The 12,061-nt window shown below is 63.5% G+C and carries 12 protein-coding genes; 6 read left to right on the forward strand and 6 right to left on the reverse strand.

Going from position 1 to position 12,061, the window contains the following annotated elements; all coding sequences use genetic code 11:
* Positions 1–18: 18 nt before the first annotated feature.
* Complete coding sequence (gene ettA, locus AC07VH_RS18185) at positions 19–1,686, reverse strand: energy-dependent translational throttle protein EttA (protein WP_494787567.1); 1,668 nt, start codon at positions 1,684–1,686, stop codon at positions 19–21.
* 87 nt (positions 1,687–1,773) lie between these two features.
* Positions 1,774–2,658 (reverse strand): EamA family transporter RarD, encoded by an 885-nt coding sequence (gene rarD / locus AC07VH_RS18190; protein WP_494787566.1) that lies wholly within the window; start codon positions 2,656–2,658, stop codon positions 1,774–1,776.
* Between the two features lie 237 nt (positions 2,659–2,895).
* Here rarD and AC07VH_RS18195 point away from each other — a divergent pair, with 237 nt between their 5' ends.
* Both AC07VH_RS18195 and AC07VH_RS18200 read left to right on the forward strand, forming a co-directional pair.
* Complete coding sequence (locus AC07VH_RS18195; protein WP_475415728.1) at positions 2,896–4,773, forward strand: potassium transporter Kup; 1,878 nt, start codon at positions 2,896–2,898, stop codon at positions 4,771–4,773.
* Positions 4,774–4,928: 155 nt separating this feature from the next.
* The gene (locus AC07VH_RS18200; RefSeq protein WP_489629266.1) at positions 4,929–5,390 is read left to right on the forward strand and encodes an FKBP-type peptidyl-prolyl cis-trans isomerase; all 462 of its coding nucleotides are present in this window, start codon (positions 4,929–4,931) and stop codon (positions 5,388–5,390) included.
* 64 nt (positions 5,391–5,454) lie between these two features.
* Here AC07VH_RS18200 and AC07VH_RS18205 read toward each other — a convergent pair whose 3' ends face one another.
* From AC07VH_RS18205 to AC07VH_RS18215, 3 genes are read right to left on the reverse strand one after another with little or no spacing between them, the layout of a single operon-like run.
* Entirely contained in the window at positions 5,455–6,126 is a 672-nt protein-coding gene (locus AC07VH_RS18205; RefSeq protein WP_489629265.1) for a Dph6-related ATP pyrophosphatase, read from the reverse strand.
* Positions 6,123–6,590: a GNAT family N-acetyltransferase gene (locus AC07VH_RS18210; RefSeq protein WP_475415725.1), complete on the reverse strand. Its 468-nt coding sequence runs from the start codon at positions 6,588–6,590 to the stop codon at positions 6,123–6,125. The genes AC07VH_RS18205 and AC07VH_RS18210 overlap by 4 nt, the downstream gene beginning before the upstream one ends.
* 40 nt (positions 6,591–6,630) lie before the next feature.
* On the reverse strand, positions 6,631–7,539 hold the full coding sequence (locus tag AC07VH_RS18215; RefSeq protein ID WP_475415724.1) for a LysR family transcriptional regulator: 909 nt from the start codon (positions 7,537–7,539) through the stop codon (positions 6,631–6,633).
* A 107-nt stretch (positions 7,540–7,646) separates the two neighbouring features.
* On the opposite strand from AC07VH_RS18215, the gene AC07VH_RS18220 reads away from it, so the two are divergent.
* Positions 7,647–8,480: a type 1 glutamine amidotransferase domain-containing protein gene (locus AC07VH_RS18220; RefSeq protein ID WP_494787565.1), complete on the forward strand. Its 834-nt coding sequence runs from the start codon at positions 7,647–7,649 to the stop codon at positions 8,478–8,480.
* A gap of 58 nt (positions 8,481–8,538) precedes the next feature.
* Here the strand turns inward: AC07VH_RS18220 and AC07VH_RS18225 are convergent, their stop codons facing one another.
* A complete protein-coding gene (locus AC07VH_RS18225; protein ID WP_099377761.1) occupies positions 8,539–8,964 on the reverse strand; it encodes an organic hydroperoxide resistance protein in 426 nt (141 codons plus the stop codon).
* A gap of 284 nt (positions 8,965–9,248) precedes the next feature.
* Here AC07VH_RS18225 and AC07VH_RS18230 point away from each other — a divergent pair, with 284 nt between their 5' ends.
* From AC07VH_RS18230 to AC07VH_RS18240, 3 genes are all read left to right on the forward strand, one after another.
* Entirely contained in the window at positions 9,249–10,514 is a 1,266-nt protein-coding gene (locus tag AC07VH_RS18230; RefSeq protein ID WP_494787564.1) for a histidine kinase, read from the forward strand.
* On the forward strand, positions 10,501–11,283 hold the full coding sequence (locus AC07VH_RS18235; RefSeq protein WP_475415721.1) for a LytR/AlgR family response regulator transcription factor: 783 nt from the start codon (positions 10,501–10,503) through the stop codon (positions 11,281–11,283). Before AC07VH_RS18230 ends, AC07VH_RS18235 begins: the two co-directional genes overlap by 14 nt.
* A 179-nt stretch (positions 11,284–11,462) precedes the next feature.
* On the forward strand, positions 11,463–12,044 hold the full coding sequence (locus AC07VH_RS18240; RefSeq protein WP_489629262.1) for a PEP-CTERM sorting domain-containing protein: 582 nt from the start codon (positions 11,463–11,465) through the stop codon (positions 12,042–12,044).
* The last annotated feature ends 17 nt before the right edge of the window (positions 12,045–12,061 follow it).

Raw genomic sequence — 12,061 nt, forward strand, 5'->3', positions numbered from 1 at the left:
TGCATTGCCGGACCGAAATTACGTGGTCAAAGGCTTGTAGCGGATACGCTTCGGTTTCGCGCCTTCTTCGCCCAGGCGTTTCTTCTTGTCGGCTTCATATTCCTGATAGTTGCCGTCAAAGAAGGTGACCTGCGAATTGCCTTCGAACGCCAGGATGTGCGTGGCGATACGATCGAGGAACCAGCGGTCATGGGAGATGACCATGACGCTGCCGGCAAATTCCAGCAGGGCGTCTTCCAGCGCGCGCAGGGTTTCCACGTCCAGATCGTTCGACGGTTCATCGAGCAGCAGGACGTTGCCGCCCATCAGCAAGGTTTTCGCCAGGTGCAGACGGCCACGCTCACCGCCGGACAGGTTGCCCACTTGCTTCTGCTGGTCCGAGCCCTTGAAGTTGAAGCGGCCCAGGTAGGCGCGCGACGGCATTTCGAAGCGGCCGACCGTCAGCATGTCGGCGCCGCCGGAGACGTCTTCGAACACGGATTTGTTGTCGGCGAGACTATCGCGGTTCTGGTCGACGATGGACACGCGCGCCGTCTGGCCGATGGCCACTTCGCCGCTGTCCGGCGTTTCCTTGCCGGTGATCATCTTGAACAGGGTCGATTTACCGGCGCCGTTGGGGCCGATGATGCCGACGATGGCGCCTGGCGGCACGGTAAAGCTCAGGTTGTCGATCAGCAGGCGGTCGCCGAACGCTTTCGACACGTTCTTGAACTCGATGACTTCATTGCCCAGGCGCTCTGCCACGGGAATGAAGATTTCCTGCGTTTCGTTGCGCTTCTGGTATTCGTGCTCGGACAGCTCGTTGAAGCGGGCCAGGCGGGCTTTCGACTTGGCCTGGCGCGCTTTCGGGTTCTGGCGCGACCATTCCAATTCCTTCTGCAGCGCCTTCTGGCGCGCCGATTCCGTCGCTTCTTCCTGTTTCAGGCGGGCTTGCTTCTGGTCCAGCCAGGTCGAGTAGTTGCCCTTCCATGGAATGCCGTGGCCGCGGTCCAGCTCCAGGATCCACTCGGCCGCGTTGTCGAGGAAGTAGCGGTCATGGGTGATGGCCACCACGGTGCCGGGGAAGCGCAGCAGGAATTGTTCCAGCCAGTCCACCGATTCCGCATCCAGATGGTTGGTCGGTTCGTCGAGCAGCAGCATGTCGGGCTTGGACAGCAGCAGCTTGCACAGCGCCACGCGGCGCTTTTCACCGCCGGACAGCACGCCGATGGTGGCGTCCCATGGCGGCAGGCGCAGCGCGTCGGCGGCCATTTCCAGCTGCAGATTCAGATTGCCGCCGTCGGAGGTCGAGATGATCGCTTCCAGGCGCGCCTGTTCCGTGGCCAGGGCGTCGAAATCGGCGTCTTCCTCGGCATATGCGGCGTACACGGCTTCCAGCTTGGCTTGCGCTTCAAACACTTCGCCCAGGCCCGATTCGACTTCCTGGCGCACGGTTTTTGCCGGGGCCAGCTGCGGTTCCTGCGGCAGGTAGCCGATGTTCAGGCCCGGCATCGGCACGGCTTCGCCCTGGATGTCGGTGTCGATGCCTGCCATGATTTTCAGCAGGGTCGATTTGCCGGAGCCGTTCAGGCCCAGCACGCCGATCTTCGCGCCTGGGAAGAAGGAGAGGGAAATATCTTTCAGAATCTGGCGCTTGGGCGGGACGATTTTGCCCACGCGATTCATGGTGTAGACGTAATTTGCCATTAGAAATCTCGGGTGATATACAAAGACGGACAGGATACGGTAAACGCCCGCTTCCGGCCAGCGCTGTGCGCTGCCGGAACGGACCGATCAGGCGGCCAGGCGCGCGCGGCGGCTGCTCCACAGCCCTTCGGCCGCATACAGGCCCAGCGCCGTCCAGATGACGAGGAAGCCCAGCATGCGCTCGGGCGTGAACGATTCGTGGAAGACCCATACGCCGATCAGGAGCTGGCCCGTGGGGGCGATGTATTGCAACAGCCCCAGCACGGCCAGCGGCAGGCGGCGCGCGCCGGCCGCGAACAGCAGCAGGGGAATGGCCGTGATGGGGCCGGACGCCAGCAGCAGCGCGCGCGTGGCGGTGGAGTCCGTATTGACGAAGCCGCTCTGGCCATGCCAGGCCAGCCACAGCATATAGGCCAGCGCCAGGGGAAACAGAATCAAGGTTTCGAACGACAAGCCTTCCAGCGCGCCCAGCGCGGCCGTCTTGCGCAGCAAGCCATAGCCGCCGAAGGTAGCCGCCAGCAGCAGGGCGATCCACGGCACCTGCCCCGCCTGCCAAGTGAGCCAGGCCACGCCGCAGGCGGCCAGACCGATGGCCAGCCACTGCAGGCGGCGCAGGCGCTCGTGCAGCAGCAGGAAACCCAGCATGACATTGATCAGGGGCGTAATGAAGTAGCCGAGGCTGGCGTCGACCACGTGGCCGTTGTTGACGGCCCAGATATAGATGAACCAGTTGGCGGACAGCAAGAACGCGCTGGCGACGAAGCTGACCACCACCTGCGGCTGGCCTTTCAGGGCAGCCAGCCAGCTCCATTGGCGGCGCACGGTCAGCACGATGCCCAGGAACAACAGCGACCAGACCATGCGGTGCGCCAGGATTTCCTGCGGCGCGATCTCGCCGATGGCATGGAAATACAGGGGGAACAGGCCCCAGCACAGGAAGGCGAGGGAGGCGTAGAGCATGCCTGGATTCATGATGGGCTTCGCTGGAGAGTAGACAGTCTGTCATTATGTCCGAAAACATCGGGGGCTGCCCGGCGCCGCTGGCGAGGCGTAGAATGGCAACAAATCAATGGCCGCAAGCCCGCGCAGCAAGGCGGAGCGGCACAAAACCACGACATTGGGGCAGCCCGGAACCATGCAAAAATACTCTTGCTATTTGCTAATACCTATCATATTGTGCGATGCAACAAAACAAAAACGGGTGCAATCTTGACGTCGGAACATAAAAAAAGCGGCCTGGCCGGCTTGACGCTGGCCGCCGTCGGCATCGTTTACGGCGATATCGGCACCAGTCCGCTGTACACCCTGAAGACGGTCTTCGACCCGGCCCACGGCCTGGCGCTCTCGCACGAGAACCTGCTGGGCATCGTCTCGCTGATTTTCTGGGGCCTGACCCTGATCGTCTCGCTCAAGTACGTGACCCTGGTGCTGCGCGCCGACAACCGCGGCGAGGGCGGCATCATGGCCCTGATGGCGCTGGTGCTGTCGTCCGTCAGCCGCCTGTCGCGCTGGCATTTCCCGCTGATGGTGATCGGCGTCTTCGGCGCCACCCTGTTCTATGGCGACAGCGTGATCACGCCGGCCATTTCCGTGCTGTCGGCGATCGAAGGCCTGGAAGTGGCCACGCCCGCCTTCAGTCCCTACGTGGTGCCGCTGACGATCGCCGTGCTGGTGGGCCTGTATTCGGTGCAGTCGCACGGCACGGCCGGCATCGGCCGCTATTTCGCCCCCGTCATGGTGCTGTGGTTTGCCGCGCTGGCCGGCATGGGCGTGGTCAACATCATCAAGTCGCCCGCCGTCCTGGCCGCGCTCAATCCCCTGCACGCGGCGACCTTCCTGATGAATAACGGCTTCGTCGCCTTCGTCGCCCTGGGCGCCGTGGTGCTGGCGCTGACGGGTGCCGAGGCGCTGTACGCCGACATGGGCCACTTCGGCAAGAAGCCGATCCGCCTGGCCTGGTTCCTGATCGCCTTTCCCGCGCTGGCGCTGAACTACCTGGGCCAGGGCGGCCTGCTGCTGGCCCATCCGGAAGCCGTCTCGAATCCGTTTTACCAGCAGCTGGGCGCGTGGAGCGTGTACCCGCTGGTGATTTTGTCGACCATGGCCACCGTGATCGCTTCGCAGGCAACCATTTCCGGCACCTTCTCGATGACCAAGCAAGCCATCGCGCTGGGTTTCTTGCCGCGCATGCGCGTGCGCCACACGTCGGAAAGCGAAATCGGGCAGATCTACATCCCCGCCGTGAACTGGCTGCAGCTGGCCGTGGTGCTGCTGGCCGTCGTCGGCTTCGGCTCTTCGGAAAACCTGGCCGCCGCCTACGGTATCGCCGTCACGGCCACCATGCTGTCGACCACCATCCTGACCTTCTTCGTCATCCGCTACCGCTGGAAGATGAACCTGGCCCTGTGCTGGGCCGCCACGGGCTTTTTCCTGATCATCGACGTCAACCTGGTGTCGGCGACCGCATTGAAACTGTTCCACGGCGGCTGGTTCCCGCTGCTGCTGGGCTCGATTTTGTTCATCGTCATGCTGACCTGGAAACGGGGCCGCCAGCTGGTGTTCCAGAACCTGGAAAAGCATGCGATTCCGCTCGCCGATTTCCTCTCGTCGCTGTTCATCGCGCCGCCGCTGCGCGTGCCGGGCACGGCCATCTTCCTGCGCGGCGAAACGGATGGCGTGCCGCATGCGCTGCTGCATAACTTGCTGCATAACAAGGTGTTGCATGAGCGCGTCATTTTCCTCACCGTCTTCATGCATGAAGAGCCGTGGGTGGCGCCGTCCGAGCGCGTGCGCGTGGTGGACCTGGGCCACCAGTGCTACCAGGTCAACGTGCATTACGGCTTCAAGGATGAGCCGGACATTCCGGCGGCGCTGGCGCAATGCGCCGAGCAGGGACTCGATTTCGAGATGATGGAAACGTCGTTCTTCATCGCGCGCCAGACCATCATTTCGACGCCGGGCGCCGGCATGATGCCGTGGCGCGAGCACCTGTTCGTCACCATGTCGCGCAATGCGCGCACGGCGGCCGACTACTATCAGATCCCGAGCAACCGGGTGATCGAACTGGGCACGCAGGTGGAAATCTAGATAATGTGGCTATTGTGTCAACGTTGTATCGGCACACAACTCGCGCCATGCTTACGTCTGCTTACAAATGGGCTGCGTGAGTCCTGTTAAACTGCAGCCCGTACCGGTCCGCACCGTACGGGCCTCAGCCACACTCCAATATTTAAAGGGAAACCATGAAATCGGTATTTCAATTGATCGCCACCCTCGCTTGCGCCGTGGCCCTGACCGCCTGCGGTGCCGCTGCCAACACGGAGAAGCCGGTCGTGCTGGACCCGAATACGCAAGTGAAGGAACTGACCATTACCGATACGGTGGTGGGCACCGGCACGGCGGCGGCAGCGGGCGATACCCTGCTGGTGACGTACACGGGCTGGCTGTATGACGCAAGCAAGCCGGGCAACAAGGGCGTGCAGTTCGATGCGAGCCTGGCCGGCAGCGGTTTCAAGTTCACCCTGGGCATCGGCCAGGTCATCCTGGGCTGGGACCGCGGCCTGGTCGGCATGAAGGAGGGCGGCACGCGCACCCTGGCCATTCCGTATGACCTTGGCTATGGCAAGGCGGGCAGCGCGCCGAAGATTCCTGGCTACGCAGGTTTGCTGTTCGAGGTCAAGCTGGTGGCCGTGACGAAAAAGTAAGCACGCGCAAGGCACATGAAAAGGGCGATTCCACGGAATCGCCCTTTTTGCTTTGCTGGCCGGTTTAAGCGGGCGCCAGCTCCTGGAAGTAATACGTGGCGCCGCCCAGACTGGCCGGCGCATCATATTGCAGCACTTGCGTGCGGCGCAGTGCCACGGGCGCGCTGAAGGCGGGGCCGTCGTAGACGAAGGTGTGGAATTCGCCGTTTTCGCCGCAGGCGTCGACGCCGGGCGGCAGGTCGGCCAGGAAGGCGGCGTCGAACTCGCGCCCGCAAAATTCACGCGGCAGATGCTGGCCATTGATGCACACGACGATGGCCTTGAAGCCGGCGGCGAGAAATTCGTCGACCAGCGCGCGCCGCCCTTCGCCCCACAGGGGCAGGTGCGCCGTCAGGCCGGCGCTGGCGCAGACCTTTTCTTCCCAGTCGCGGTGCGGCTGCAGATCGATGTCGCCAAAGATGGCGTGGGCTATGCCGTCCTCCTTCGCCGCGCGCAGCATGGCGATGAATTTCTCTTCATAGCTGGCCCAGCTGGCGTGATAGCGCTGCAGGCGCGCGCCCAGGCTGGCCGCCTGCGCCGCCAGCAACTCGGGCGGCACGCCGTGCGAGCGCGACTTGCGGCCATCTTCATCCATGGCCGTGATCAACAGCGGCACGGCCAGGCCGGCATTGCGCGCGCGCCACAGGGCCAGGCAGGAATCCTTGCCGCCGCTCCAGGAAATCAGGGCCGTCGTCATGCCGCTGGCTCCGCGCGCAGCATGTCAACGTGCTGGATGCCGTCTTCGTCATACGGTGCGCTGACGGTGACAAAGCCGAACGACTGGTAGAAGCGTTCCAGGTAGTGCTGGGCGCCGATGCGGATGGCGTGGCCAGGGTGCTGGCGTTCGGCCCGCGCGATGCCCTCAAGCAACAACTGCCTGCCGGCGCCCGTGCTGCGCGCCTCGGGCGCCGTCAGCACGCGGCCCAGCGACATTTCCACATACTTGGCGCCCGGCGCCAGCACGCGCAGGTAGGCGGCCAGCCGGCGCTGGCCATCGTCCGTTTGCCAGCCCAGCAGATGCATCGCCTGCTGGTCATGGCCGTCCAGGTCCGGGTAAATGCACTGCTGTTCGATGACGAACACGCGCTGGCGCAAGGCCAGCACCTGGTACAAATCGTGGGGGCCGAGTTCGTCGAACGTGTTCCATTGCCAGCTGATCATGGGTCATCCTTGATTGAGAGTGGCCATGATTTTACCGGCTTCACGCCGCCGGCGTGGGATAGCGCTGCGCATACCACTGCTTCAGGTGCTCGATGCAGCGCGTCACGCGGGGCGCCACCAGCTGGCGCGACGGGTAGATGGCGAACAGCGCCAGGCTGGGGCGCTCGACGTCGGGGAACAGCTCGACCAGGGCGCCGCTGGCCAGCTCTTCGCGGCAGACAAAGGTGGGCAGGATGCCGATGCCCAGGCCGCGCAGGATCAGGCTGCGCATGAACAGCGTGTTGTTGGTGCGCACCCAGTTCGGCACTTCGATGTCGCTGTGGGGACCCGCATGGCGCAGCGGCCAGCGGCTGCCGAACAGGGCGTGGCTGTAGATGAAGCAGCGCTGGCGCGTCAGATCCGTGGGTTCGGCCAAGGGGCCGTGGCGCTCCAGGTAGGCGGGCGCGCAGCAGATGTGCAGGCGATAGTCGTGGATGTGGCGCGCCACGTAGCTCGAATCGGTGAGGGCGGTGGTGACGCGAAAGCCCAGGTCGTAATTGGCGGCCGCCAGGTCCACATATTCATCCTTCAGGTCGACATCGAGGCGCAGCGCGGGCCAGTCGGCCATGAAATCGGCCAGGCCCTCGGCCAGCTCGCCCACGCCCAGCGTCAGCGGCGCGTTGATGCGCAGGCGGCCCGTCACGTGCGCCGTGGAATGGGCCACCATGTCCTCCGCCTGCGCCAGCTCGTCGAGCAGCTTGCGGCAGTGCTCGAGGTAGGCGGCGCCCGTTTCCGTCAGGGCCAGCTGGCGCGTGGTGCGCGTCATCAGGCGCCCGCCCAGTTCCTGCTCCAGCTGGCCGATGCGCCGGCTCACGTACGAGGCCGACAAGTCCAGTTCATCGGCCGCCCGGCGAAAGCTGCCCAGCTCGGCCACGCGGCGAAACAGCTGCATCGCCTGTAATTTATCCATCTCGGCTCCATTCGGTCGTATTCCGCATCAGTGCTGTGCATTATTCATCATTTTTTCGCATTTTGATTCGGAATATGCTGGTGTCCTCTCTACAGAAAGGCCACACCATGAAAAAATTACTGCTCAGCAGCCTGTTGCTCGCTGCCTTTTCCAGCGCCCAGGCGGCCGAAGTGCTCGTCGTGCTGTCGGACGCGAATCACCTCGACTTGCGCGACGGCAAGGTGTTCCAGACGGGCTTTTATCTGAATGAACTGATGCAGCCCGTGAAAAAGCTGCTCGACGCGGGCCACACGGTGACGTTCGCCACGCCGCAGGGCCAGGCGCCGACCCTGGACGCCAGCTCCGATACGGACGCCTATTTTGGCGGCGACGCGGCCGCCCACGCGGCGCACAAGGCCTTGCTCGACCAGCTGGCGCTGACGGTGCCGGGCCGCTCGCCCGTGATCAGCCTGAAACGGGTGGAACAGATCGGCTATGGCCACTACGCGGCCGTGCTGGTGCCGGGCGGCCATGCGCCCATGCAGGACTTATTGAAGGATGCCAGCCTGGGCGCGCTGCTGCGCCAGTTCCACGCGGATGGCAAGCCGACGGCGCTGCTGTGCCATGGTCCCATCGCCCTGCTGTCGGCCCTGCCGCAGGCGGCCCAGTTTACGGCCGCGCTGGAAACGGGCCGGACGCCGCCCACGCCGGCGGACTGGATCTACAAGGGCTACCGCATGACGGTGATCAGCAATGAGGAAGAGCTGGCGGCGCAGGGCGCCTTGAAGGGCGGATGGATGAAGTTCTATCCGCAGTCGGGCTTGCAGGCGGCCGGCGCGCAATATGTGCAGAACCAGGCGCCGTGGACCAGCAACGTGGTGGTCGACCGCGAACTGATCACGGGACAGAATCCGGCCTCGGCACCGGCGCTGGCGGACAAGCTGCTGCAGGCGCTGCGCTAAAGCAAAAATCCCCGGCGGCGCCAAGGCGCGGCCGGGGATGCGCAAGGTGTTGCGTCTATTACACGATCGTCAGGGTGACGTCGATGTTGCCGCGCGTGGCGTTCGAGTATGGGCACACGATGTGGGCGGCGGCGACCAGCGCTTCCGCGGCGGCGCGTTCCATGCCCGGCAGCGAGATCTTCAGTTCCACTTCGATGCCGAAGCCCGTGTCGATGGCGCCGATGCCGACGTTGCCTTCGATCGACAGGTCCGCCGGCACGGCGATCTTGTCGCGGCCGCCGACGAATTTCATGGCGCCGATGAAGCAGGCCGAGTAGCCGGCGGCAAACAGCTGTTCCGGATTGGTGCCGACGGCGCCATTGCCGCCCAGTTCTTTTGGCGTGGTCAGCTTGACGTCGAGCACATTGTCGGACGAGACGGCACGGCCTTCGCGGCCTCCGGTGGCGGTGGCTTGAGCGCGGTACAGGACTTGTTTGATCGACATGATGGTTTCCTTTAGGTAGATAAATAGGTGACTACTAAATAGTGTACTACTTGTTTCGCGGGCCGTGGCCCCAGGATGCCCGTCTGAAGAAGTAAATCCGGCGTCCATGTGCTCAATATATATCGTGCACTATTTAATTGCAAGCGATTTTATTTCGCGGTGGCGCGGATTGATGCTTTATTTTGATGCCTTTGTCGCTACTACCGGGCTTCCATCGCATAATGGCCACCGCCGCTGGTGCCGATTGCTATTCTTGGCCCACTTCTACGTTCCAGGGAAAAACCATGACCAGCCTCTTCTTTATCCTTCGCCTCACCTTGGCCACGATGCTCACGTACGTCATCGCCACCGCTCTCCTGGTCGAGAACTTCCTGCGTTATATCTTCGGGCATACGGAAGGCTTCTTCGTCATCGTCGGCGCGTTGCTGGCCTGCACCGTCATCACGAATGCGTTTTCGCATGTGCGCCGCGTGCGCCTGATCGCCGGCGCCGTCAATGCCGGCACCTTGTCGAGCCGCCAGCGGCGCCAGATCGAGATCCCGTTCGAGGCGGGCGAGGCGTTCGACATGATCGACGCGGCCATCCGCGAACTGCCCGGCAGCGAAGTGGTCGAAAGCGCGCGCGACAGCCTGCAGGTGCAGGCCCGCGTGCGCCGTGCGGCGCCGTACACGCACACGGGCCTGCCGCGCATGCGCTTGCTGGGCTTCCTCGAACCGCGGCCGAACCAGATCCTCGCCACCGTCACGCCGAATGGCGAGGCGGGCAGCGTGACCCTGATCTGCGAGCCGGCGCGCAATGCCTGGACCGACTGGTTCCTCGTCGACCATGGCAGCAACCTGGAAAATGCGGAAGCGGTGACGCGGGCCATCACGCGCCGGGTGGCGCAGCGCCGCCGCGGCGAGCAGGCCGAGACGCGCCAGACGGCGACGGAAAAGGAACTGACGGTGGCCAAACTGAGCCTGCTGCATGCGCAGGTCGAGCCGCACTTCCTGTACAACACCCTGGCCAGCGCGCAGCTGCTCACGCGCAGCGACCCCGTGCGCGCCGATGAAATGCTGGGCAACCTGATTTTATATCTGCGCCACTCGCTGCCGCGCACGGAGCAAGCCATGTCGACCCTGGGCACGGAGCTGGAGCGGGCGCGCGCCTACCTCGACATCCTGAAAATCCGCATGGGCGGGCGCCTGAACCTGCAAATCGAGGTGCCGCAATACCTGCGCCAGGTGGAGCTGCCGCCGATGATGCTGCAAACCCTGGTGGAAAACGCCATCAAGCATGGGCTGGAGCCGAAAAGCGGCGGCGGCACCATCTGGATCATGGCGCGCAGCGGCAATGGCACGGTGATCGTCACGGTGGCCGACGACGGCCAGGGTTTCAGCGACGACGGCGCCGGCACGGGCATTGGCCTGCGCAATGTGCGCGAGCGCCTGCGCCTGACCTACGGCAATGCCGCCGCGTTTGCCATCGTCGCCAACTTCCCCGATGGCGTGACGGCCACCATCACGGTGCCGGACAGCACGGCGCAAGGAGTGTCGTATGCATCCGCCTGAAATGACCTGCGTCATCGCCGAAGATGAAACCCTGCTGCGCGATGCGCTGGTGGCCCTGCTGGCCGAAGAGTGGCCGGCACTGCGCATCGTCGCCGCCTGCGACGACGGCGGCACGGCGCTCGAGGCCATCGCCACGCGCAAGCCCGACGTCGCCTTTCTCGATATCCGCATGCCGGGCCTGACGGGGCTGGAAGTGGCGGCCGGCGCGCTGGAAGCGAGTCCCGCCACGCAGGTGGTGTTCGTCACGGCCTACGACCAGTACGCGATCGACGCCTTCGACAAGGGCGCCGTCGATTACCTGCTGAAACCGGTCGTCCGCGAGCGCCTGCAGGCGACCCTGCAGCGCGTGCGGGCACGGGCCGGCAAGACCCGGGCGGGCGACGGCGCGCTGGCCGGCTTGCTGCAGCAATTGAGCAGCGCCTTGCCGGCGGCCGCCAAGTCGCCGCCGCTGGTGTGGCTGACGGCCAGCAGCGGCAAGGATACGCGGCTGATCATGGTGGAAGACATCGCCTATTTTCAGTCCGACACCAAGTACACGGCCGTCATGACGGCCGAGGGCGAGGCGCTGCTGCGCAAGCCGATCCGCGAACTGCTCGACGTACTCGATCCGGCCATCTTCAAACAGGTCCACCGTTCCACCATCGTCAACATGAAGATGGTGGCGTCGGTGACGCGCGACGAGGTGGGACGCGGCACCCTGCGCCTCAAATCGCGGCCGGAAACCCTGGCCGTGAGCCAGCCTTTCATGGCGTTGTTCCGCAATATGTAGCCATGATTGCGCGCCATTTCCACAATCTCGCGCCTGTTTTTTCATGTCTTTCCTGGCCATTGATAATTATCATATTTATATTTAATTATGATAAAATTAACATGGCGGCATGCCGTCAGATGTGATGGGTACGTCTTCCTGAAGCGCTTTTTAACGCTCTGCAAAAATATGAGGAAACCATGAAAAAGAACCTGTTGTGCGCCGCATTGCTTGTCGCCGGAATATCCGCTGCCCATGCGCAGCCGACGACGTGGGATTTTACTTATCGAGGCTTTGTCGATGCGGCTACCGGCGTATTCGATTCTCGCAAGGAGTTCGGGGGCAGTTTTGTCGGGGAGGACAGCAATCTGGACGGCGTGATTGTGTTGGATGAGCTGAGCTATTTCGTTACCCAGGACTACCTGTTTTTTCCCGTCCAGCCAGGCCAATATGGGTGCAATACTTCCTCTTACCTCCGGTGTAACGTCAAGAATTTCAGTTATACACTGACGGGTAAACTTCACTACGAAGCCAGCACCAGCGGCAATGACGAAGGTTCCACGTCCTGGTATAGCAATGCCGTTATCGGCAGTCACTTCCTCAGCGGTGGAGGAGATTTTATGCGGGGCACAAGTTGGGAACGGCGTTATAACTGGACCGACCAGACGACCTTCACGATTTCTCCGGCGCCCGTTCCTGAACCAGCGGTCGCGTTGATGCTGCCCGCGGGCCTGGCGCTCATGTACCTTGTGCGGGGACGCCGCCGTAACACTTCAGCATAAGCCCGCCTTGTCCGCTG

The sequence above is a fragment of the Janthinobacterium sp. GW821-FHT03C10 genome (genome assembly GCF_059420865.1).